Source organism: Pseudomonas sp. MWU16-30323 (genome assembly GCF_020515595.1).
Lineage (GTDB): Bacteria > Pseudomonadota > Gammaproteobacteria > Pseudomonadales > Pseudomonadaceae > Aquipseudomonas > Aquipseudomonas yamanorum.
The window spans coordinates 147,373-170,484 of sequence record NZ_JAIWYM010000003.1 but is presented as its reverse complement, the minus strand read 5'-3'; the positions used below and the strand labels follow the sequence as shown (position 1 = coordinate 170,484).

Genomic DNA, 23,112 nt, shown 5'->3' with positions numbered 1-23,112 from the left:
GATTACGTGAGGACTTTAATGGACGACAACAAGAAGAAAGCCTTGGCTGCGGCCCTGGGTCAGATCGAACGTCAATTCGGCAAGGGTGCCGTAATGCGTATGGGCGATCACGACCGTCAGGCGATCCCGGCTATCTCTACTGGCTCTCTGGGTCTGGACATCGCGCTCGGCATTGGCGGCCTGCCAAAAGGCCGTATCGTTGAAATCTACGGTCCTGAATCTTCCGGTAAAACCACCCTGACCCTGTCGGTGATTGCCCAGGCACAAAAGATGGGTGCCACTTGTGCGTTCGTCGATGCTGAGCACGCCCTGGATCCTGAATACGCCGGCAAGCTGGGTGTCAACGTTGACGACCTGCTGGTTTCGCAACCGGACACCGGTGAGCAAGCGCTGGAAATCACCGACATGCTGGTGCGCTCCAACGCCATCGACGTGATCGTGGTCGACTCCGTGGCAGCCCTGGTACCGAAGGCTGAAATCGAAGGCGAAATGGGCGACATGCACGTGGGCCTGCAAGCCCGCCTGATGTCCCAGGCGCTACGTAAAATCACCGGTAACATCAAGAACGCCAACTGCCTGGTGATCTTCATCAACCAGATCCGGATGAAGATCGGCGTGATGTTCGGCAGCCCGGAAACCACCACCGGTGGTAACGCGCTGAAGTTCTATGCTTCGGTCCGTCTGGACATCCGCCGTACTGGCGCGGTGAAGGAAGGTGACGAGGTTGTCGGTAGCGAAACCCGCGTTAAAGTCGTGAAGAACAAGGTAGCTCCGCCATTCCGTCAGGCCGAGTTCCAGATTCTCTACGGCAAGGGTATCTACCTGAACGGCGAGATGATCGACCTGGGCGTGCTGCACGGCTTCGTCGAGAAGTCCGGTGCCTGGTATGCCTACAACGGCAGCAAGATCGGCCAGGGCAAGGCCAACTCGGCCAAGTTCCTTGCGGATAACCCGGATGTTGCCGCGACGCTCGAGAAGCAGATCCGCGACAAGCTGTTGACCCCGGCACCTGACGTCAAGGCCGCCGCCAACCGCGAACCTGTTGAAGAAGTAGAAGAAGTCGACACTGACATCTGAAGCAAACGATGAGTGTTGTCCTGGATACACCCGTCGCCGTAAGGCGCACTGCAATGGACCTGCTCGCACGTCGCGAGCACGGTCGAGTCGAGCTGACGCGTAAACTGCGTCAGCGCGGCGCAGATCCTGAGATGATCGACGCAGCCCTGGACCGCTTGACGGAAGAAGGACTGCTGTCGGAATCCCGTTACCTCGAAAGTTTTGTGTCTTACCGAGCCCGATCCGGCTATGGCCCTGCGCGAATTCGTGAAGAGCTAAGTCAGCGTGGCCTGCAGCGTGTTGATATCGAGCTCGCGTTACGTGAGTGCGGTATCAACTGGCAGGCGCAATTGGAAGATACCTGGCGTCGCAAGTTTGCCGGGCATCTGCCTATTGATGCGCGGGAGCGAGCGAAGCAAGGTCGCTTCCTGAGTTATCGGGGGTTTTCGATGGAGATGATCAGCCGCCTGTTGAGCGGTCGAGATATGGATGACTGAAGGCTGCGCCTGTAAATGGTTGCTCTGATTATTGCGGGGCTTGGTGTGGCGAGGGAGCTTGCTCCCGCTGGACTGCGCAGCGGCCCAACCGGCGCATCGTTCTACCTGACACAACCCAAAAGGCCCGCTATGAAAATAGCGGGCCTTGGTGTGGCGAGGGAGCTTGCTCCCGCTGGGCTGCGCAGCGGCCCCAACCTGCGCATCGTTCTACCTGACACAACCCAAAAGGCCCGCTATGAAAATAGCGGGCCTTTTTGCGTTTCAAGGGCAAATCACGCCGTCTCCGTCACCCGCTGCTGCGTTTTTCCCTGAGCCTGGGCCCAGTTTTCCGGCAAGTTGATGTAGTCCACCAACTCCCGCAACCGTCCCTGGTCACGCCCGTTGAAGTTGAATACCAGGCGTGTCAGATGGCTGAAGCTTGGCTCGTCATGCTCCTCGCCGGTGTACGCAATTTGTTGGAAGTCGCCACTGAGGCGAAGACTGGCAAATGCCTCCTGCAGGTGGGCCAGTGCACGGTCACTCAATGGATGATTCATGCGAATCACAAATTGGCGCTTCAGCCAGCGGGTGGAATGGAAGTTGGCGTAGAACTGATTGATCTCTTCCACCGCCTCCTCAGCGCTGTACACCAGGCGCACCAGCTTGAGGTCAGTGGGCAAGATGTAGCGATTGGCTTCAAGCTGGCTGCGGATAAAATCCAAGGCGCCTTGCCAGAAGCTACCGCCCGGTGCATCCAGCAGTACCACTGGGACCAGCGGGCTTTTGCCGGTCTGGATCAGGGTCAGCACTTCCAGCGCTTCATCCAGGGTGCCGAAACCGCCTGGGCACAGGATCAAGGCGTCGGCCTCCTTCACGAAGAACAGCTTGCGGGTAAAGAAGAAGTGGAAGGACAGCAGGTTCTCGGTGCCATCGATGGTCGGGTTGGCGTGCTGTTCAAACGGCAGGGTGATGTTGAACCCCAGGCTGTGTTGCAACCCAGCCCCTTCGTGGGCCGCCGCCATGATGCCGCCGCCACCGCCGGTAATCACCATCAGGTCCGAGCGGGCCAGGACCGCGCCCACTTCCCGGGCCAAGGCATACAGCGGGCTTTCCACCGGCGTGCGCGCCGAACCGAACACCGTAACTTTGCGTCGGCCCTTGAACTGTTCGAGCACCCGGAAGGCGTGGTCCAGTTCGTGGATTGCCTGCAAGGTGATCTTGGCGTTCCAGCGGCTGCGGTCGTCCTGGGCCATGCGCAACACGGTGAAGATCATGTCGCGATAAAGGGGGATGTTCGGGCTGTTGGGCGCAATCAGGTGGAGTTGCGCGTCGACCTGCTGCGTGAGGTCAGTGCCGTTTTCTTGAAATTGACGGATCAGGAGTTCATTCGGTTCGTAAGGCATTCAACTTCTCCTTCTTCACAGAACCCTGGGTGCCGGCGAGAAATTCGTCGGGACCACGACACTGCATGTGTCGTTGCCTCTGATTAACAAAGTGGGCGAAACCGGTTCTGTATGTTCCTTATGTTTAAAAACCTTTGCATTGCACGCACAGGAGGGCAACCCTCTTTTGCCCTGAAAATGTTACAGAACGGTGTGAAAACCCGATGTTCCAGGCTTTCAGGATGAATTGATCATGAGCCTATAAAGTCTTGGCTGGCAACCGCTTATTGATCACATCTGAGGGAGTTTAGACGTTGCCGAGAGCGGGCACTTGCGGATAGTTCGGTGGGGCATATTGCGCGCCGCTGATCAGCGGCGCGCGACAGGAGGCATCGCTTACTTTTTCTTCTTCGCAGCAGCCGGTGCGGGGCAGTCTGCTTCCTGGAACTTCACAGACGCTACCGGGCGGTTGGTTTTGTTCTCGGTGATGTCATAGCGCATGATCGCGCCCTTGGCCATCAGCTCGCGATAACCCGTGTTCAGGCACACGCTTTGACCCAGTTGGAAGTACACGGCCTTGGGATTGGCGCGCATTTGCTCGGCACGGTCTGGCAGTACGCTGAGATGATCAATCAGTTGCAGGCCTTCAACGGTGTAGGCCACTTCCAGGGTTTTATCGTCAATTTCCCGAGGCAAGTTCTTGTTGCTTTCCTCTGCGACGCTTTGCAGCTTCCTGTTCAGTTGAGCCTCCAGCAACGAGGCCGCTTGGGCACCCAGAGGCAACACCAACGCAAGGGCGACGGACGGAACTACAAGGCGTGGCATAAGACGCAGCATGAAACTCTCCTGATTCGGTTACTGGTGCATAGACCAGCCACTGCGCTGTGCGTTCAGTGGCGCGGGATTATAGGTGACCGCTTGCCACTACGGCCAGCGTATTACCGGGAAGTGCAGGTGGGCGCGGGCGCCTCTGGTAAACTGCGGCAACTTTTGCCTTCCCGAGTTCTATCCGTGTCGATTTCCACTTTCCGGCGGCGCACCCGATGAGCCATGCCGTTTCCCGTCTGCGCACCCAGCGCCTGGCCCGCGCCGTCAAGCCGTTTGTTGCGCGGGGCTCCCGGGCCGAGCGCTGCCCCGACTGCCGGGTGATTCCCGAATATTGCCTGTGTGCCTGGCGGCCCAAGGTCCAGGCCAAATCCGGCATGTGCCTGCTGATGCATGACGTCGAGCCGATGAAGCCCAGCAACACCGGCTGGCTGATTGCCGATGTGATCGACGACACCACCGCATTCCCCTGGTCACGGACTGAAGTCGAGCCTGAGTTGCTCGCCTTGCTGGCCGACCCGCAGTGGCAGCCTTATATCGTCTTTCCCGGCGAATTCGTGACGCCGGAGCGGGTGGTCAACCAGGTCAGCCTGGAAGAGGGCAAGCGCCCGCTGTTCATTCTGCTGGACGGTACCTGGAGTGAGGCGCGCAAGATGTTCCGCAAGAGCCCGTACCTGGAGCACTTGCCGGTGCTGAGCCTGGCTCCCGAGCAACTCTCGCGCTACAAACTGCGCCGCTCCAAGCGTGATGATCATTTCTGCACCGCCGAAGTGGCGGCCCTGTGCCTGGAGCTCGCTGAAGATCAGGCGGCCAGCGAAGTGCTCGACGCCTATCTGGACGTGTTCAGCACCCACTACCTGGCCGCCAAGTTTCAGTTGGCGCTGGACCCGGCCGATGTCGTCCATACTCGTCTGGCACCTTATCTATAGGGGTCATGGCCAGCCGACCTTTGCATGATGGCCGCGCAAACACGCAGGCCGCTAGAATGGCCACGGGCGTAGCGCTTGACCACCCAGGCTGCGCTGGGCATGCTTGGCGCCGATTGGGGCGCTGTCACAGATTGGATACGTCGTCTTTTGACGTTGAGCGCGCCCTTTGGTGACTGCTGGCCTGGCAGCCACCTTGCGTGTTGGCGAGCACTGAACCCATCAGTGCCCCCATAAAAAACAGGATCATTTAATCAATGGCCACATACGAAATCCTGATTGCCGATGACCACCCGCTGTTTCGCAGCGCGCTGCACCAGGCGGTCACGCTGGGCCTGGGGCCAGATGTACGCCTCGTCGAAGTCGCCAGCATTGCCGAGCTGGAAACCCGCCTCACCGAAAAATCCGACTGGGACCTGGTCCTGCTGGACCTGAACATGCCGGGTGCCTACGGCTTTTCCGGGTTGGTGCTGCTGCGCGGGCAATACCCACAAATTCCGGTGGTGATGGTCTCGGCGCAGGAGGAGGCGTCGGTGGTGGTGCGCTCCAAGGAGTTCGGTGCCAGTGGTTTCATTCCCAAGTCCAGCTCCATGGAAGATATCCAGAAAGCTGTGCGCACGGTGTTGGATGGCGATGTCTCCTGGCCGCCCCAAGCCTTTGAAGAGATCAATGTCTCCGACGAAGCCAAGGCCGCCCGTGATGGCCTGGCCAGCCTGACGCCCCAGCAGTTCCGCGTGCTGACCATGGTCTGCGAAGGCCTGTTGAACAAGCAGATTGCCTACGAGTTGAGCGTGTCGGAAGCGACCATCAAGGCCCATGTCACGGCGATTTTCCGCAAACTGGGTGTGCGTACGCGAACCCAGGCTGCATTGCTGCTGCAACAACTTGAGTCAATTTCGCAGCACTAAGATGCTGTTCATTCACGTTTTTTTGACTTTGCTTGCTCTAGTTTCCCCACACCTTTTTGCTCAGTTGCCTACTCTATGTCGCCTTTCAAAGGTCAAACCGGTATCAAACGTATCTTCAACGCGGGGGGCTATTCCCTGGATGGCCTGCGTGCGGCTTTCACCGGCGAGGCGGCTTTTCGTCAGTTGGTGTTGCTCAATGTCATCCTGATCCCGCTGAGTTTCTTCCTGAACGTCAGCCGGGTAGAGCGGGCGCTGCTGATTGCCGTGTGCCTGCTGGCGTTGATCGTCGAGTTGCTCAACTCCGCTGTCGAAGCGGCGATTGACCGGATTTCCCTGGACCTGCACCCCTTGTCGAAAAACGCCAAGGACATGGGCAGCGCCGCACAGTTTGTCGCGCTGACCATGATTACCCTGGTGTGGGCCGTGATCCTGATCTAGGCAATGGTCGGCAGCACAATCTCGTCGCTGCGCTGCACCCCGGCAGTGAAGGAACGGCACAGCTCGAGGAATTCGCGCATGGCCGAGGTCTGGTACTTTTGCTTGTGCCAGATGAAGTAGAACTGCCGGGCCAGGTCCAGGTCCGGGGTTTCCACCGGTACCAGGCTGCCGCGCCGGAAGGCGTCGCGCAGCGCCAGCCGGGAAATGCAGCCAATCCCCAAGCCTGATTCCACCGCGCGTTTGATCGCCTCGGTGTGTTCCAGCTCCAGGCGGATATTCAGCGCGCTGCGGTGATGCCGCATGGCCTGGTCAAAGGTCAGGCGGGTGCCGGAGCCTTGTTCCCGCAGGATCCACGCCTCATGGGTCAACTCTTCCATGGTGGCCTGGCCGCGTTTGGCCAAGGGATGCTGGGGCGCACAGAACACCACCAGTTCGTCTTCTACCCAGGTTTGCACCTCGATGTCCGGGTGGCTGCAGTCGCCTTCGATTAGACCCAGATCAATTTCGTAGTGCGCCACCTGATGCACGATATGCGCAGTGTTCTGCACATGCAGCTTCACCTGGCTCTCGGGATGTTGTTGCATGAAGCTGCCGATCAGCAACGTGGCCAAGTAATTGCCAATGGTCAGGGTGGCGCCGACGGCCAGGGAGCCGAAGCCCGACTTGCCGTTGAGCAGGTCCTCGATCTCCTTGGCCTGGTCCAGCAGTGCCACCGCCTGGGGCAATAGCTGGTGGCCCAGGGCGTTGAGGCTCAGGCGTTTACCCGCGCGGTCGAATAATTGGCAGCTGGATTGGCGCTCCAGCTCGGTAATCGAGGTGCTCGCGGCGGATTGAGATAAGGCCAGAAGGCCAGCAGCGCGCGAGACGCTTTCCTGCTGGGCGACGGCGACGAAGACTTGCAGTTGACGTAGAGTAAATCGCATATCGATATAACCGATAACCCTTATCTTAATAATCCAGTTAACAGATATTGTCGCCGCCATTAGAATGCTGTGCAATTGCGCATCCATCATTTGGCGCAGACCCATTTCCAGGAGTCCCCCGTACATGAGCAACATGAACCACGAGCGTGTCCTCAGTGTTCATCACTGGAACGACACTCTGTTCAGCTTCAAGTGCACCCGCGATCCGGGCCTGCGCTTCGAGAACGGTCAGTTCGTGATGATCGGCCTGCAACAGCCTAATGGCCGCCCGCTCATGCGCGCTTACTCCATTGCCAGCCCGAACTGGGAAGAGCATCTGGAGTTCTTCAGCATCAAGGTGCCTGATGGCCCGCTGACTTCCCAATTGCAGCACTTGAAGGAAGGCGACGAGATCATCATCAGCAAAAAACCGACGGGCACCTTGGTGCTCGACGATTTGAAGCCGGGCAAACACTTGTACCTGCTCAGCACGGGTACTGGCTTGGCGCCGTTCATGAGCGTGATCCAGGACCCGGAAACCTACGAGCGTTTCGAAAAAGTGATCCTGTGCCACGGCGTGCGTTACGTCAACGAAGTCGCCTACCGCGAATTCATCACCGAGCACCTGCCGCAGAACGAGTTCTTCGGCGAGGCCCTGCGTGACAAGTTGATCTACTACCCGACCGTGACCCGTGAGCCGTTCGAAAACGAAGGCCGCCTGACCGACCTGATGCGCAGCGGCAAGCTGTTCAGTGACATCGGCCTGCCGCCGATCAACCCTGAAGACGACCGCGCCATGTTGTGCGGCAGCCCGAGCATGCTGGATGAAACCAGCGAAGTGCTGAACAGCTTCGGTCTGAAGGTTTCCCCGCGTATGCGTGAACCGGGTGACTACTTGATCGAGCGTGCGTTCGTCGAGAAATAAGCGAACCGATTTGCTTTTGTGGCGAGGGAGCTTGCTCCCGTTGGACTGCGAAGCGGTCCTGGCGAGGCCACCTGGTTGTTCCAGATAAAATGGGGTATCAGGTTTTGGGGCCGCTGCGCAGCCCAACGGGAGCAAGCTCCCTCACCACATGAATTTGGTGCGACTAAAAAGCCCGCGTTGCCTTCACAGGCAGCGCGGGCTTTTTCGTTTCCGGGATTTACTTGGCGGCAATCACTTCCAGCACACAAATCATCCCGGCTTCGGGATAGTGCCACCGCACGTCCACGTCCCAGAACTGCGCCCCGTATTCTCGCTCCGGCCCCGGCGTCTGGTACGCCGGCCGTGGATCCTGCGCCAGGCACTGTTCGATCAACGCCACCAACGGCTCGTCAAGGCGCTGAGCGTGGCCTTCTGCCTGTTGCAGCGCAGTCTTCAGCCACTGCACGGGAATCAGCTGTGGCGCAGCGCTGGCGATGCTGTTGGTCGCGGTGTCAACGATGTCTGCGTACGGCACGTACGGCTTGATGTCGAGAATCGGCGTGCCATCCAGCAGGTCGATGCCGGATATCCACAGGCGGCCGTCTTCCACCTTGTCCAGCTTGACCACCGATTGGCCAATGCCATTCGGCCGGTGGGTCGCGCGGGTGGCGAACACGCCCATGGACGTGTTGCCACCGAGGCGAGGCGGGCGCACTTTCAGCCGGGGTTTGTCTTCCAGCGCCTGATGGAACAGGAACAGCAACCACACATGGCTGACCTGCTCCAGCCCCTGCACCGCCTCACCCTGGTCGAACGGCGCCACCAGTTCCAGCACGCCCCGGGCGGCAGGCGCCAGTTGTGGCTGGCGCGGGATGGCGAACTTCTCCTTGAAGCAGGAGCGGACAAAGCCGATGGGCGAGACGCTGTAGCTCACGGGCTTAGGCGCGAACGCGCAGGGTCAGGCCCTTGAGGAAGTTGCGCAACAGCTGGTCACCACAGGTGCGGTAGTTGGTGTGGCCGAACTTGCGGAACAGCGCGCTCAGCTCTGGCTTGGACACCGGGAACTCGGAAGCCTTGAGGATCGCGTGCATGTCGTCTTCTTTCAGTTCGAAGGCCACGCGCAGTTTCTTCAGGACGATGTTGTTGGTCACCGGCAGTTCGATCGGCTGCGGTGGACGGCTTTCGTCCTTGCCGCGCTTGAAGATCACCAGGCCATCGAGGAAATGCGCCATGACGTCGTCCGGGCAGAACACGAAGCCTTCTTCCTCGTCTTTCTTGAGGTAGGTCAGCAGGTCGTCCTTGGTGACTTCCATGCCGCCGAGCTTGATGATCTCGACCATCTTGTTGTCGCTGATGTCGAGCATGTAGCGCACGCTGCGCAGTACGTCATTGTGAATCATGGTGGGCAATCCTGGTCATTCAACTGTGGACACCGCCCAGGCAGGCGGTGTCGAGAGATTCGGCGGCGAAAAAAGTCTTAGAACTTTTCTTTGCCGGACAGATAGCGCCATTGGCCTACCGGCACTTTGCCGATGGAGACTCCGCCAATGCGGATGCGTCGAATGGCGACGACTTTCAGGCCAACGGCTTCGCAGAACAAGGCAATCACACCCGGTTGCGGGTTTTTCAACGCAAAGCGCAGGCGGTTCTCGTTCTGCCAGCTGGCTTTCACCGCTGGCAATTCCTTACCTTTGTAGGTCAGGCCGTGGTTGAGGCGGTTCAGGCCGTGGGCGACCATGTCGCCGGACACTTCCACCACGTATTCCTGTTCGATCTTGTTCGCGTCAGCGGTCAGCTTGCGCAGGATCTTCCAGTCCTGGGTGAACACCAGCAGGCCGCTGGCCTTGGCTTGCAGGTCACTGCTGGCGGTCAGGCGCAGGAAGTGGCCTTTGAGCGGGCGCTTGCTGAAGCGGTGTTCTTCCGACAGGGTCTCGGCGTTGATCGACGCCATGGCCGTCTCGGCATCCACACCGGCGGGGGCGTGGAACAGGATGGTCACCGGCTCCGGCGCAGTGGCCTTGGCCTCAGGGTCAAGCTCGACCTTCTGGGTGGTGACCTTGAACTGCGGCTCGTCGATCACTTCGCCGTCCACCGTGACCCAGCCGCCTTCGATGAACAGCTCGGCCTCCCGACGGGAGCAACCGACCAGTTCGATGAGGCGTTTGGAGAGGCGTAGGGGTTCAGTCATGACAAGGGCCGAAACAAAAGGGGGCGGCTATTGTACCTGTGTGGCGCCGGTTAATCCCGGCTCCATTTCATTTAGCCGCGGCGGGCCTGTTGCTGGGCCTGGCGCAAACGCATGTGCAGCAACGGATAAGGCTGGCCCATGCCGTCGTGGTCCGTGCGTCCGATTACCTCAAAGCCCTGCTTGAAGTAAAAGCCCAGTGCCTGCGGGTTCTGTTCGTTGACGTCCAGTTGGTCGGCGTTCATGGACTCGACGGCATAGCGCAGCAATTGTCGGCCCAGGCCCTGGCCACGGTGTTCGGGGTCGATAAACAGCATCTCGACCTTGCCCGCTGCTACTCCGGCAAACCCGGTGATGCGCTGGCGCGAGTCCTTGGTGCAGATCAGCATCACGGCGTCGAGGTAGCGGGTTAGCACCAGGTTTTTCAGCAACTGGATGTAACTGTCCGGCAGGAAGTCATGGGTGGCACGCACCGAAGCCTCCCAGATGCGGGTCAGTTCCTGATAGTCGCTGGATCTGGGTGTATGGATAACCGAATGCTGACGCATGCCCGCTGCCCCTTGCTGATGTTTGGCGCTGATGGGCAAAACGATAGACCTAAAAAAGCCCCGCATCTTGTCCAGAAGCAGGGCTTTTTCAATTCTTTACACCTTATGCGCGCTTTTCAGCCCACAGGTCGTACTCGTCGGCGTCGGTCACGGTGCACCATACCTTGTCGCCGGGCTTCAGGCCGCTGGCGTCGTCGATGAACACGTTGCCGTCGATTTCCGGCGCATCGAAGAAGCAGCGGCCAACCGCGCCTTGTTCGTCGACTTCGTCGATCAGGACTTCGATCTCGCGGCCGATGCGCAGTTGCAGGCGTGCCGAGCTGATGGCCTGCTGGTGCGCCATGAAGCGCTCCCAACGGTCCTGCTTGACGTCGTCTGGAACGATGGCAGCGTCCAGCAGGTTGGCCGGAGCACCTTCCACCGGCGAGTACTGGAAGCAGCCGACGCGGTCCAGCTGGGCCTCGGTCAGCCAGTCCAGCAGGTACTGGAAGTCTTCTTCGGTTTCGCCGGGGAAGCCGACGATGAAGGTGGAACGGATGATCAGGTCCGGGCAGATCTCGCGCCAGTTCTTGATGCGCGCCAGGGTCTTGTCTTCGAAGGCCGGGCGTTTCATGGCCTTGAGGATTTTCGGGCTGGCGTGCTGGAACGGGATGTCCAGGTACGGCAGGATCTTGCCGGCGGCCATCAGCGGGATCAGCTCATCGACGTGCGGGTACGGATAAACGTAGTGCAGGCGAACCCACACGCCGAGGCTGCTCAGGGCTTCGCAGAGTTCGGTCATGCGGGTTTTCACCGGCGCGCCGTTCCAGAAACCGGTGCGGTACTTGACGTCGACGCCATAGGCGCTGGTGTCCTGGGAGATCACCAGCAGCTCTTTCACGCCGGATTTCACCAGGCGCTGGGCCTCGTCCAGTACGTCGCCCACCGGGCGGCTCACCAGCTTGCCGCGCATCGACGGGATGATGCAGAAGCTGCAGCTGTGGTTGCAGCCTTCGGAAATCTTCAGGTAGGCGTAATGGCGCGGCGTCAGCTTGATGCCTTGCGGCGGCACCAGGTCGATCAACGGGTTGTGGTCCTGGCGCGGCGGCACTACGTCGTGCACGGCGTTGACCACTTGCTCGTACTGCTGCGGGCCGGTCACGGCCAGCACGCTCGGGTGCACGTTGCGGATGGCGCCTTCTTCCACACCCATGCAGCCGGTGACGATCACCTTGCCGTTTTCCTTGATGGCTTCGCCGATCACTTCCAGGGACTCTGCCTTGGCCGAGTCGATGAAGCCGCAGGTGTTGACCACCACCACGTCCGCGTCCTGGTAGGTGGACACGACGTCATAGCCTTCCATGCGCAGTTGCGTAAGGATGCGTTCGGAGTCGACCAGAGCCTTTGGGCAACCCAGGGATACAAAGCCGACCTTGGGGTTGGCTTTTGCGATGGTGGTGGACATGTCTAACCTCGGTATTGAATGACGCCGCCCGTCGTGCACGAAAGGCTGCGGATGGGCGCTTAGTGCGCCTCTGATCAAAAAGTGCGCAATTCTAGCGACGGGAATCGCTCTTGACCAGCTTTATGCAGGGAAATACGACGAGTGCTGCGCTATGCTTCGCGCCGTTGCACCTGAGTGAATTTCCTCGGTCAATAAATCGTCTGTAACGAGAAGTAAAACAGCGCATGCTGTGGACAGCATAGGCGCCCGCAGCAGGCGCGCTGTTTATAAAAGACCGCAGGTCAAAGGGCAGGAGTGGTTGATGGGTCAGGCAAGTAGTCAGGCAGCAGGTGCCGAGCATTCCAACGCAAAGCCGATCGGCATGCTGGTGGCGGCAGTGGGGGTGGTTTACGGCGATATCGGCACCAGCCCGCTCTACACCCTTAAAGAGGTGTTTACCGGTGGGTATGGGGTTCCGGTCAATCATGATGGGGTCTTCGGGATCCTGGCACTGATTTTCTGGTCGTTGGTCTGGGTCGTTTCGATCAAGTACGTGCTGTTTATCCTGCGCGCCGACAACCAGGGCGAGGGTGGCATCATGGCCCTGACGGCACTGGCCCGGCGGGCGGCGTCGCCTTATCCCAAGTTGCGTTCGGTGCTGGTGATTCTCGGCCTGATCGGTGCGGCGCTGTTTTACGGCGACAGCATGATCACCCCGGCAATCTCGGTATTGTCGGCGGTGGAAGGCCTGGAGTTGGCCTTTGATGGCCTTGAGCGCTGGGTCGTGCCGCTTTCGCTGGTGGTGCTGGTCGGGCTGTTCCTGATCCAGAAACACGGCACTGACCGCATCGGCAAATTGTTCGGGCCGGTGATGGTGGTGTGGTTCCTGGTGCTGGGCGGCTTGGGTGTGCACGGCATCAGCCAGCACCCTGAAGTGCTCAATGCGCTGAATCCGGTGTGGGGCGTGCGCTTCTTCACCGCTCATCCTGGCATGGGCGTGGCGATTCTCGGCGCGGTGGTGCTGGCACTGACCGGTGCTGAAGCGCTCTACGCCGACATGGGCCACTTCGGGCGCAAGCCGATTGCCCGTGCCTGGTTCGCCCTGGTGCTGCCGGCTTTGGTGCTCAACTACTTTGGCCAGGGTGCGCTGCTGCTGGAAAATCCAGAGGCGGCCCGTAACCCGTTCTACCTGCTGGCACCGGATTGGGCGTTGATCCCGCTGGTGGCGCTGTCGACGTTGGCCACCGTGATCGCCTCCCAGGCGGTGATCTCCGGGGCGTTCTCCCTGACCCGCCAGGCAATACAGCTCGGTTACATCCCGCGCATGCATATCCAGCACACTTCCAGCGCCGAACAAGGCCAGATCTACATTGGCGCAGTGAACTGGTCGCTGATGGTGGGTGTGATCCTGCTGGTGCTGGGCTTCGAATCTTCCAACGCCCTGGCCTCGGCCTACGGTGTGGCGGTGACGGGCACCATGCTCATCACCAGCATCCTGGTATCGGCAGTGATGCTGCTGCTGTGGAAATGGCCGCCGGTACTGGCGATCCCCGTGTTGATCGGTTTCCTGCTGGTGGATGGGCTGTTCTTCGCCGCCAACGTGCCCAAGATCGTGCAGGGCGGTGCCTTTCCGGTATTGGCGGGGATTGTGTTGTTTATCCTCATGACCACCTGGAAGCGCGGCAAGGAGCTGCTGGTGGACCGGCTGGACGAAGGTGGGCTGCCGCTGCCGATCTTTATCAGCAGTATCCGTGTGCAGCCGCCTCATCGCGTCCAAGGCACGGCAGTGTTCCTGACCGCGCGCCCGGATGCCGTGCCTCACGCCTTGTTGCATAACCTGCTGCATAACCAGGTGTTGCATGAACAGGTGGTGTTGTTGACGGTGGTCTACGAAGACATCCCCCGTGTACCCGCCCAGCGTCGGTTCGAAGTTGATTCCTATGGCGAGGGTTTCTTCCGGGTGATCCTGCACTTCGGTTTCGTCGACGAGCCGGACGTGCCCGAGGCGCTGAAGCTGTGCCATCTGGATGACCTGGACTTCAGCCCGATGCGCACCACCTACTTCCTCAGCCGCGAAACCGTGATCGCCTCCCGCATCAAGGGCATGGCGCGCTGGCGTGAAGGGTTGTTCGCCTTCATGCTCAAGAACGCCAACGGCAACCTGCGCTTCTTCAAGCTGCCGGTTAACCGGGTGATCGAGCTCGGCACTCAAGTAGAAATGTAAGCCCAACAAAAAGCCCCCGGTGCCTTGCGGCAGCGGGGGCTTTTTTGTGGGCGCTTATTCGGCCGGGGTCTTGCCCTGGCGCTTCTCGATGATATCGACCAAACGCTTGGCCAGCGCCGGGTAGTTCTCGTCGAAGTGATGGCCGCCAGGCAGCTTCACGGCTTCGCCGACTGCGGTCTTATCGGTGCAGCCGCTCTCGTCGACTTCCTCGGCACCGTAGATGCACACAACCTTGGCAGGCGGCAGCTTGGCCATTTCCGGGCCGGTAGCCGCTTCTTTACCGGCGTTGCCCAACCAGCCTTCCACTTCGATCTCGAAGCTGCCGGTGCGGGCAAAGGCCAGCAGGATGATCGCGTCTACACGCTGCTGCTCGTTTTCCGGCAGGCGGTTGTAGATGGCCGGCAACACGTCGGCGCCGAACGAGTAACCGGTCAGCACAAAGCGCTTGGTGCCCCATTTCTGCCGGTAGTGCTGCATCAGCTCGGTGAGGTCCTTGGCGCTTTGTTCCGGGGTCTTGTGCTGCCAGTAGTAGCGCAGGGTGTCGATGCCGACCACCGGGTAGCCGATCTTGGCCATTTCACCGGCCACGTCGCGGTCCAGGTCACGCCAGCCGCCGTCGCCGGAGAGGAACAGGGTGACCGTGTCCTTGGCCTGGCCAGCCGGCACTTCGACCACCGGGATCGCCAGGCCGCCGTTGTCCGAACCCACCAGTTGCTTGCGCAGTTCGTTGTTCAGCACTTGCGGGTAGTGAACGTCGTAGTCGCTGATGCTGGTGGTGGCGCGCGGCGTGTCGCGTACGAAACTGGCGGCATCGTCGTCAGGGTTATCGTTCCAGGCCACCAGCCAGCTGCCGTGGGCCGAGGTTTTCGGCAGCGGGTCGTTGCAGCCCGGCTGCGCCAGCGCGAAGCCGACGGAGATGGCATTGGCCTTGTCGTCGTTCTGTGCGGCCAGCCAGCGCCAGGCCAGCGATGCGCCAGGGCCGATGCCGCTCACCAGGGTCGCCGGGCCGGCAAGCTGGCCCAGGGCGGTTTGCAGGGCCTGTTCCTGCAGCTTGCAGTCGTCCTTGGGCAAGATCACCTGGACGATCTGCGCTACGCCGCCCTGGCTGAGGGCAATCAGTTGGCTGTCGGTCAGGGTTTCATCGGCCAGCACGGCCACGGCCACCCGGGCTTTAGGTGCGGTGCCTGGGGTTACGCGGGTCAGGACCGTGCCATCGGCCTGGGGCAGTTGTTCCAGAGTCGGTTGCGGTGCAGGGCGGTTCCAGTACCAGTAACCGCCACCGAGGATCAGTGCCAGTACCACCAAGAATGCCAATACATACCGCCAGGAGCGTCGAATCATCAGCGTTTCACCAATCCAGTCAAGCCACCCGCAATCAGGGCGGCGGTGTCGGCCAGTGCCACCAGCGGATCAAGTCCTGCGGGCACGGCCATATAACGGGGTTCCCAGTCAGGCTGGAACTTGTCTTTGAAGCGGCGCAAGCCTTGGAAGTTATACAGTTGCTCGCCACGGCGGAACACCATCGAGCCCAGGCGCTGGGTCAGCGGGGCGCCACGTCGTGGTTGCAGGCCCGACAACGGCACCATACCGAGGCTGAAGCGGGCGTAGCCATGGTTCTTATAATGTTGAATCAGGCCGACCATCATGAACTCCATGGTCAGTTTCGGCGCGTCCGGGTGCGCACGCATCAGGTCGAGACTGGCCAGGTCGTGGCTGTAGGTCTCAAGCAGGTTCGCAAACGCTACCGGGTGCCCTTCGAAGCGAATGATCGCAATACGAAAGTGCTTGAGGTAGTCGTCGCTGAATCGTCCGAGGGAAAAGCCTTTTTCCCGCACGTTCTTGCCGGTCAGCCACGCGTCGGAGATGACTCTCAGCTCCTCCATCGGGGCCTGGCCGGGTTCGTGGATCTCCAGGGACAAGCCATCACGGGTCCCGCGGTTCCAGGTGTAGCGCAGGTCCTTCATCTCTTTGCCCTTGGCTTCCAGGTCAAAGCGTTTCAGGTCGACCCGGGCTTCTTCACCCAGCTTGATCGCGGTCAGGCCGATGTCCATGTAATACGGCAGGTTCTCGGCGCGCACCTGGTAGAACACCGGGCGGGCGTGGTGAATGTCGCACAGGTCGCGGAACTGCCAGATCATTTCGGCCCGTTGCAGGGTGGGGCCGATCGGATCGTACAAGGCCACCAGGCTGCGACCGCGACGAGCGTACATCAGGAACGCCTCGTCGTTGGGGTGAAACAGCAGGGCTTTGTCGCCGGTCAGTGCCAGGCCGCCATCGGGTTGCGCCGAGTTCATCAGGATCTTGGTGGCGCGCTCCAGTTCCTCAGGCGTTGGCAGGTGGATGATCGGGCGCGCGGTACGCAGCAGCCAGGTCAGCGACACCACCACCAGCACCACGGCGGCGCCCAGCAGCGAGCGCAGGCCGCGCGGGGCGTTGGCGTCGAGGGTGAACTGCCACCACAGCTGATGGCTATAGGGCACGTCCTGGTAGGCGAACAGCAGCAGCCAGATCGACGCACCGAGCACGCATACGCTGGCCACCAGGTACAGCGGCGAGAACGGCAGTTCGGTCAGGCGGCTGGCGCGATAGAACGAGCGCCGAAAGATCGCCAGCAGCACCGCCGTCATGGTCATCAGGCTGGCTTCTTCCCAGTCGAAACCCTTGAGCAAGGAGAGCAGGGCGCCCGTCAGCAGCAGCACCATGGTCAGCATCCACGCGGCGGACAACCGGCGACGCAGGCCCTGGGCCAACAGAAGGCAGAGCACGCCGATCAGGCTGGCACCAAAGTGCGAAGCGTCAATCAGGCGATGAGGAATCAGGAAGCCGATGTTTTCCAGGCGTGAGTCGATTTCCGGGGTTGCGCCGGAAAACAGCAGGACCACGCCTGACAAAAAAACCAGTACGGCCAGGATCGGCGCAGCGAGGCCCGAGGCCGCGCGCAGGCTTTGTTGCGTATGGAACAGGCGCTGGGCTTCATTGACCAGCAGGAACACACAGGCGATCAACAGCGGCAGCACCACGTAGATCATCCGGTACAGCAGCAGTGCGGCGGCCAGTGGCGCGGCGCCGAGCTTGTCGGCAAAGGCGGCCAGCAGGATTGCTTCGAACACCCCGACGCCGCCCGGTACATGGCTGAGCACACCGGCGGCCAGGGCCAGCAGGTACACCAGCAGGAATGGGCCAAAGGGTGGCGCTTCCGGCAACAGCATATACAGCACGGTGGCAGCCGCGGCGACGTCGAGGGCGGTGATGATCAGTTGCAGGAAGGTCAGGCGACGGCCCGGCAGCCGCAAGGTGCGGCGCCCGGCCTTGACCAGCAGGTTGTCCGGATAAGGTTGTTCCGGCAGGCGGCGGCGATAAATGCCGATGCACAGTGCCGCCGTCAACAGCAATACAGCGCCGGCGATACCGCCGAGCAAGCTCGCGGGCAAATGCAGCGCGTTGGATGCAGCGGGCAGGTTGCTCAGGGTGGCCAGCGCAGCCAGTGGCGGCAGTGCACAACCCAGGGCCAGGCTGGCAAACACGGTCATGCGGGCCACTTCCGAAGCGCCGATGCCATACCGTGCATAGAGACGGTAGCGCACCGAACCGCCCGAGAGCATCGACAGACCAATCGCGTTGCCGATGGCGAAAGCGGTAAAGCCGCCGTAGGCCAGGGTCTTGGCCGGCAGTTTCACGCCGGCATAGCGAGCGCCGGAAAATTCATAGCCCAACAGAATGATGAAACCGGTGACAGCGGCACCGAATGCGCCGAGCAGTGCAGGCTTCGGCACTTCCAGGATCGAATCGTGGAGCGCGTACAGGTCCAGCTCAAGCAGCAGGTGACGACAGGCAATAAGGGCGATTGCGAACAGCAGCAAGGTGACGGCCAGCCCAATGGGTTGGCGGTATTTGCTCAACAGATCCAGCCAGCGTAAGCGGGTGGGAGTGATCGGTTGTGTCGCTGTGACAGGGTCTTGTGGTTCAGACGAGTTGGCGCGCATCAATCACCTCGTGGATTGTGCGCGACAGGATGGAGGTATCCAGCCAAGTTACCAATCCCTATGTACAAAATAATTACAAATATTAACGCGTATCGCGCGGTGCGGCGACAGCGCCCAATGGTCGTAGAAGGACAGTGCTTGAAGACTTAGCATAGCTTGCAATGAGATGGACTCTACAAACCGTGTACGGTTTCATGAAAGATGCCATACCATTGTTTCAAAAGGACTTTTTCGTCAGATACAAAAAAGGCCACTCTTTCGAGCAGCCTTTTTTGATGTTTGGTTGCGGGAGCCGGATTTGAACCGACGACCTTCGGGTTATGAGCCCGACGAGCTACCAGACTGCTCCATCCCGCGTCTGTGTGGCGGCATTCTACAGAGCAACGGCGGGGTGTCAACCGTTAATCGAACGATGGGTCAAATAAGTGCAAATTAGCGTCGGATTGTCACGCCCCAGTGGTAAGTGCGCGATTGAGAAAGGATTTTTGTCAGACAATCGAAAAGGCGGGTAAAACAGACAGGCACAAAAAAGGCCACTCTTTCGAGTAGCCTTTTTTGATGTTTGGTTGCGGGAGCCGGATTTGAACCGACGACCTTCGGGTTATGAGCCCGACGAGCTACCAGACTGCTCCATCCCGCGTCTGTGTGTCGGCATTCTACAGAGGAACGCGAGTGTGTCAACCGCTGATTCAAAGAAAAGCGCTTGTGGTTCAATCGGTTAGCTCTCCAAGCTGGCCCCTTGATCGGGCTCGGGGCCAGTCTGGCCAAGGCTTTCAGCTCTATTGGGGGGTGTGTTTCGATTGAGAAAATGAATTCATCTACGAATTTTCCTACCGCTTAGGCGGAAGATTCAAACTACTGGTGCTATATACAGGTGTGAGTGAGATACTGCCTGCCTGTTCGTTTTCTGCCCAGAACCACTGCCTTATATATGACGCAGCGCAAAATCATCCACGTTGACTGTGATTGCTTCTACGCCGCCATCGAGATGCGCGACGACCCGACCCTGGCGCAAAAGCCCCTGGCGGTTGGCGGCTCGGCAGACCGTCGCGGGGTGATCGCTACCTGCAACTATGAAGCACGGGCCTACGGTGTGCGTTCGGCCATGTCGTCCCGGCACGCCTTGAAGCTGTGCCCGGACCTGACCATCGTCAAGCCGCGCATGGATGCCTATAAAGAAGCCTCCAAGGAAATCCAGACGATCTTTCGCGACTACACCGACCTGATCGAGCCGTTGTCCCTGGATGAAGCCTACCTGGACGTCTCCGACAGCCCGCATTTCGGCGGCAGCGCCACGCGCATTGCCCAGGACATTCGCCGGCGGGTCTCCAACCAATTGCACATCACCGTTTCCGCGGGCGTGGCGCCGAACAAGTTTCTCGCCAAAATCGCCAGCGACTGGAAAAAGCCCAACGGACTGTTTGTGATCACCCCCGATCAGGTGGAAGACTTTGTCTCGGCGCTGCCGGTGAAAAAGCTCCATGGCGTGGGCAAGGTAACGGCCGACAAGCTGACGCGGCTGGGGATCGAAGACTGCCTGCAACTGCGAGAGTGGAACAAGCTGGCGCTGGTGCGTGAATTTGGCAGCTTCGGCGAGCGGCTTTGGAGCCTGGCCCGTGGGATTGATGACCGTGTGGTGCAGAACGACAGCCGCCGGCAATCCATCAGCGTGGAAAACACCTACGATGTCGACCTGCCGGATTTGCCCAGTTGCCTGGAAAAACTGCCGGAGCTGATGGACACCCTGGCCGGGCGCATGGCGCGCATCGACAGCAGTTACCGGGCGGGCAAGCCGTTCGTCAAAGTGAAGTTCCACGACTTTACCCAGACCACGCTGGAGCAGGCCGGGGCAGGGCGGGATCTGGAGAGTTACCGGCAGTTGCTGACCCAGGCGTTCAATCGTGGCGGCAAGCCGGTGCGATTGCTGGGAATAGGGGTGCGCTTGCTGGATTTGAGTAGCGGCAACGAGCAGCTTCAATTTCCCTGGTAGAAACTGCAAACCAAATGTGGGAGCGGGGTTGCTCGCGAATGCGGCGTGTCAGCCAGCACATGCACCAGCTGGCACACCGCATTCGCGAGCAAGCCCGCTCCCACATTTAACGGCTTCAGCGTGCCTCAGGGTCCGCCACCAGGCGACCCGCATCCTTGGTCAAGGCCTGCAAGAACTCCTGCTGCAACTCGGGATCATTGCGGGTCAGTTCGATCAGGCTTTGTTCCAGCTCGCTGGCTTCTTCTTCCAGGCCCAGCTCCGACAGACGCTTGACCCGGTGTACCCACTCGTTGACTTCGTCGTCTTCCAGGTCGTCGTAGATCAAGGCGTGGGCTTCGAGCAGTTTGCTGCGCAGCGTGCCGCTGACGGCCAGGGACGAGTCCGAGTGCACATCGTCCTGGGCATCTTCCACACTGATCTTCAGGGTGTTGATGCGGTTCAGGTCCTGCTCGGCAAACGGGCTGTCCAACAGGTTCAGGCGCAGCACGCCGTTACGGTCGGTGGTCAGCTCATGGGTTTGCTTGCCGGCGGTCACCTGCACCGGGCGTTCGCTCCAGGGCAGGCTTGAATACTCCACGCGCTTGTCGCGCTGGACTTCATCGATACCCGCCAGGTTCTGTTGCGCCCGACCGTTGGATTGCACGTTCATGAACGGGTTGATCCCGTCCACGCCGTAGGTGAGCCAGTCGCGGGTCATGCTGGAAGGCAGGTTGCCCAGGGCAAAGACATTCGCCACGTTAGCGCCGACGCCCGCCACAAGCGCGACCGCGCCAAAGGGTATCTCGTAGAGTTTGCGCCAAGGCTGGTAGGGCGTGTAGCGGTCGTAACGACGGGTGACTTCGAATTCGGTGACCTCAAAGGTCTTTTGCTCGTGAATGCGAACCCGGCGTTGCGGCAGCTCCAGCACCTTGGGTTCGCCCACGTCGATCTGCAGGCTGTGATCGAGCAATTTGCGCTCGATACGTTCCTCGTGTTCGCTGCGTTGCGACATTTGGTTGGCGCAGCCGCTGACCAGCAGGGCGCCACATAACGTGGCGCCCCCCAGGGCTATGGTGTTTCGCTTGAACATGACGACTCTTGATCTGGTTTTCAGCGACGAATACGCGCCTGAAGGAAAGACAGCACGTCAGCCACCGGCAACGGTTGGGCTTCGGCTTCGGTCCGGCTCTTGTATTCCAGGTTGCCATCGGCCAGGCCGCGGTCACTGACCACGATCCGGTGTGGGATGCCAATCAGTTCCATGTCGGCGAACTTGATGCCCGGGCTGGTTTTCTTGTCCCGATCATCCAGCAGCACCTCAAAACCGGCCGCCGTGAGTTCGGCATACAGTTTGTCGGTGGCTTCGCGTACTTGCTCGGTTTCGTAGCGCAGGGGTACGAGGGCAACCTGGAAGGGCGCCAGGGCGTCGCTCCAGATGATGCCTTTCTCGTCGTTGTTCTGCTCGATGGCAGCCGCAACCACGCGGGAAACACCAATGCCGTAGCAGCCCATTTCCAGGGTGATCGGCTTGCCGTTCTCGCCCAGCACTTCGCACTTCATCGCCTTGCTGTACTTGTTGCCCAGCTGGAAGATGTGCCCGACTTCGATGCCGCGCTTGATTTCCAGGGTGCCCTTGCCGTCCGGGCTCGGGTCGCCGGCCACCACGTTGCGCAGGTCGGCCACGGTTGGAACCGGCAGGTCACGTTCCCAGTTCACGCCGAAGTAGTGCTTGTCATCGATGTTCGCACCGATGCCGAAGTCGCTCATCAGCTCAACCGAACGGTCGATGATGATGGGCAACGGCAGGTTCAGCGGGCCCAGGGAACCCGCACCGGCGCCAATGGCGTCGCGCAGCTCGGAGTCGGTGGCCATGACCAGCGGGCTGGCAACGCCAGGCTGCTGGGCGGCTTTGATTTCGTTGAGCTCGTGGTCGCCGCGGATTACCAGGGCAATCAGCTTGCCTTCTTCCTCGGCGCGCACGATCAGGGTCTTGATGGTCTTTTCAATCGGCAGATTGAATTTCTCCACCAGGGCCGCGATGGTCTTGGTCTCAGGTGTGTCCACCAGGCGCAGCTCTTCGCTTGGCGCAGGGCGCGACGTTTCCCGTGGCACGGCTTCGGCTTTCTCGATGTTCGCCGCGTAGTCGGAGCCGTTGCTGAACACGATGTCGTCTTCACCGGATTCGGCCAGCACGTGGAATTCGTGGGAGCCGGCACCGCCGATGGAGCCGTTGTCCGCTTCAACCGGGCGGAATTTCAGGCCCAGGCGGGTGAACACGTTGCAGTAGGCGGTGTGCATGCGGTCGTAGGTGACCTGCAGAGACGCCTGGTCAGCGTGGAACGAATACGCGTCCTTCATGATGAATTCGCGGCCACGCATCAAACCGAAGCGTGGGCGGATTTCGTCACGGAATTTGGTCTGGATCTGATACAGGTTGAGGGGCAGCTGCTTGTAGCTGCTCAACTCGTTACGCATCAGGTCGGTGATCACTTCTTCGTGGGTCGGGCCGGCGCAGAAGTCGCGGCCATGACGATCCTTGAAGCGCAGCAATTCAGGGCCGTACTCTTCCCAGCGCCCGGATTCCTGCCACAGCTCAGCCGGTTGGGTGCTCGGCATCAACACTTCCAGAGAGCCGGCAGCGTTCATTTCTTCACGAACGATGGCTTCGACCTTGCGCATCACCTTCAAGCCCATGGGCAGCCAGGTGTACAGGCCCGAGGCCAGTTTGCGGATCATGCCGGCGCGCAGCATCAGCTGGTGGCTGATCACGACCGCGTCGGAAGGCGTTTCTTTCTGTGTGGCGAGCAAATATTGACTGGTGCGCATGGTAGGCCGTTGTCGGTTGCTTGGACTTGAAATGACTTGGGATTGTACGGGCGCTTGCCGCCGACGTACAGGCATCTGGTTGCTGGAGCAGGGCTTCTGTGGGAGCGGGCTTGCCTGCGATGCAGGCAACACGGTGT

The 23,112-nt window shown here is 60.3% G+C and carries 20 protein-coding genes and 2 tRNA genes; 8 read left to right on the top strand and 14 right to left on the bottom strand.

Annotated elements, in window-relative coordinates:
- Nucleotides 1–18: 18 nt before the first annotated feature.
- Both recA and recX read left to right on the top strand, forming a co-directional pair.
- A complete protein-coding gene (gene recA, locus LIY45_RS05690) occupies nt 19–1,077 on the top strand; it encodes a recombinase RecA (protein WP_003208645.1) in 1,059 nt (352 codons plus the stop codon).
- A gap of 8 nt (nt 1,078–1,085) precedes the next feature.
- A complete protein-coding gene (gene recX, locus LIY45_RS05685; RefSeq protein ID WP_226475625.1) occupies nt 1,086–1,553 on the top strand; it encodes a recombination regulator RecX in 468 nt (155 codons plus the stop codon).
- 272 nt (nt 1,554–1,825) lie between these two features.
- Here the strand turns inward: recX and LIY45_RS05680 are convergent, their stop codons facing one another.
- Both LIY45_RS05680 and LIY45_RS05675 read right to left on the bottom strand, forming a co-directional pair.
- Nucleotides 1,826–2,935 carry a TIGR00730 family Rossman fold protein gene (locus LIY45_RS05680; RefSeq protein ID WP_226475624.1) on the bottom strand — a complete coding sequence of 370 codons (1,110 nt, stop codon included), beginning with the start codon at nt 2,933–2,935 and terminating at the stop codon, nt 1,826–1,828.
- A 375-nt stretch (nt 2,936–3,310) separates the two neighbouring features.
- Nucleotides 3,311–3,751, bottom strand: coding sequence for a PA3611 family quorum-sensing-regulated virulence factor (locus LIY45_RS05675; protein WP_226475623.1), 441 nt, complete (start codon nt 3,749–3,751; stop codon nt 3,311–3,313).
- Nucleotides 3,752–3,957: 206 nt separating this feature from the next.
- On the opposite strand from LIY45_RS05675, the gene LIY45_RS05670 reads away from it, so the two are divergent.
- From LIY45_RS05670 to LIY45_RS05660, 3 genes are all read left to right on the top strand, one after another.
- Nucleotides 3,958–4,668 (top strand): tRNA-uridine aminocarboxypropyltransferase, encoded by a 711-nt coding sequence (locus LIY45_RS05670; RefSeq protein ID WP_226475622.1) that lies wholly within the window; start codon nt 3,958–3,960, stop codon nt 4,666–4,668.
- 254 nt (nt 4,669–4,922) lie between these two features.
- Nucleotides 4,923–5,573, top strand: coding sequence for a response regulator transcription factor ErdR (erdR, locus tag LIY45_RS05665; protein WP_003208636.1), 651 nt, complete (start codon nt 4,923–4,925; stop codon nt 5,571–5,573).
- A 75-nt stretch (nt 5,574–5,648) separates the two neighbouring features.
- Complete coding sequence (locus LIY45_RS05660) at nt 5,649–6,011, top strand: diacylglycerol kinase (protein ID WP_003208635.1); 363 nt, start codon at nt 5,649–5,651, stop codon at nt 6,009–6,011.
- Here the strand turns inward: LIY45_RS05660 and LIY45_RS05655 are convergent.
- Entirely contained in the window at nt 6,008–6,934 is a 927-nt protein-coding gene (locus tag LIY45_RS05655) for a LysR family transcriptional regulator (protein WP_226475621.1), read from the bottom strand. The two genes, LIY45_RS05660 and LIY45_RS05655, sit on opposite strands and share 4 nt — an antisense overlap.
- Before the next feature lie 124 nt (nt 6,935–7,058).
- Here LIY45_RS05655 and fpr point away from each other — a divergent pair, with 124 nt between their 5' ends.
- Nucleotides 7,059–7,838, top strand: a complete 780-nt coding sequence (gene fpr, locus LIY45_RS05650; protein ID WP_003189055.1) for a ferredoxin-NADP reductase — start codon at nt 7,059–7,061, stop codon at nt 7,836–7,838.
- Nucleotides 7,839–8,055: 217 nt separating this feature from the next.
- Here the strand turns inward: fpr and tsaA are convergent, their stop codons facing one another.
- The 5 genes from tsaA to rimO form a co-directional block, all read right to left on the bottom strand.
- Nucleotides 8,056–8,751, bottom strand: coding sequence for a tRNA (N6-threonylcarbamoyladenosine(37)-N6)-methyltransferase TrmO (gene tsaA, locus LIY45_RS05645; RefSeq protein WP_226475620.1), 696 nt, complete (start codon nt 8,749–8,751; stop codon nt 8,056–8,058).
- A gap of 4 nt (nt 8,752–8,755) precedes the next feature.
- Nucleotides 8,756–9,217, bottom strand: coding sequence for a DUF1456 family protein (locus tag LIY45_RS05640; protein WP_226475619.1), 462 nt, complete (start codon nt 9,215–9,217; stop codon nt 8,756–8,758).
- A 77-nt stretch (nt 9,218–9,294) separates the two neighbouring features.
- Nucleotides 9,295–10,005 (bottom strand): rRNA pseudouridine synthase, encoded by a 711-nt coding sequence (locus LIY45_RS05635; protein WP_003208627.1) that lies wholly within the window; start codon nt 10,003–10,005, stop codon nt 9,295–9,297.
- A 71-nt stretch (nt 10,006–10,076) separates the two neighbouring features.
- Entirely contained in the window at nt 10,077–10,550 is a 474-nt protein-coding gene (locus tag LIY45_RS05630; RefSeq protein ID WP_226475618.1) for a GNAT family N-acetyltransferase, read from the bottom strand.
- 103 nt (nt 10,551–10,653) lie between these two features.
- Complete coding sequence (gene rimO / locus LIY45_RS05625) at nt 10,654–11,982, bottom strand: 30S ribosomal protein S12 methylthiotransferase RimO (protein ID WP_172834603.1); 1,329 nt, start codon at nt 11,980–11,982, stop codon at nt 10,654–10,656.
- A gap of 313 nt (nt 11,983–12,295) precedes the next feature.
- On the opposite strand from rimO, the gene LIY45_RS05620 reads away from it, so the two are divergent.
- The gene (locus LIY45_RS05620) at nt 12,296–14,197 is read left to right on the top strand and encodes a potassium transporter Kup (protein WP_017480175.1); all 1,902 of its coding nucleotides are present in this window, start codon (nt 12,296–12,298) and stop codon (nt 14,195–14,197) included.
- 54 nt (nt 14,198–14,251) lie between these two features.
- Here the strand turns inward: LIY45_RS05620 and LIY45_RS05615 are convergent, their stop codons facing one another.
- From LIY45_RS05615 to LIY45_RS05600, 4 genes are all read right to left on the bottom strand, one after another.
- A complete protein-coding gene (locus LIY45_RS05615; protein ID WP_226475617.1) occupies nt 14,252–15,538 on the bottom strand; it encodes an AcvB/VirJ family lysyl-phosphatidylglycerol hydrolase in 1,287 nt (428 codons plus the stop codon).
- A complete protein-coding gene (gene mprF, locus LIY45_RS05610; RefSeq protein ID WP_226475616.1) occupies nt 15,538–18,180 on the bottom strand; it encodes a bifunctional lysylphosphatidylglycerol flippase/synthetase MprF in 2,643 nt (880 codons plus the stop codon). The genes LIY45_RS05615 and mprF overlap by 1 nt, the downstream gene beginning before the upstream one ends.
- A gap of 280 nt (nt 18,181–18,460) precedes the next feature.
- A tRNA-Met gene (locus tag LIY45_RS05605) sits at nt 18,461–18,537 on the bottom strand.
- Between the two features lie 206 nt (nt 18,538–18,743).
- Nucleotides 18,744–18,820, bottom strand: a tRNA-Met gene (locus tag LIY45_RS05600).
- Nucleotides 18,821–19,111: 291 nt separating this feature from the next.
- Here LIY45_RS05600 and dinB point away from each other — a divergent pair.
- On the top strand, nt 19,112–20,170 hold the full coding sequence (gene dinB / locus LIY45_RS05595; protein ID WP_076015374.1) for a DNA polymerase IV: 1,059 nt from the start codon (nt 19,112–19,114) through the stop codon (nt 20,168–20,170).
- Between the two features lie 115 nt (nt 20,171–20,285).
- Here the strand turns inward: dinB and LIY45_RS05590 are convergent, their stop codons facing one another.
- Both LIY45_RS05590 and LIY45_RS05585 read right to left on the bottom strand, forming a co-directional pair.
- Nucleotides 20,286–21,239, bottom strand: a complete 954-nt coding sequence (locus LIY45_RS05590) for a hypothetical protein (RefSeq protein WP_226475615.1) — start codon at nt 21,237–21,239, stop codon at nt 20,286–20,288.
- 20 nt (nt 21,240–21,259) lie between these two features.
- Nucleotides 21,260–22,975 (bottom strand): proline--tRNA ligase, encoded by a 1,716-nt coding sequence (locus LIY45_RS05585; RefSeq protein ID WP_003208614.1) that lies wholly within the window; start codon nt 22,973–22,975, stop codon nt 21,260–21,262.
- Nucleotides 22,976–23,112: the final 137 nt, after the last annotated feature.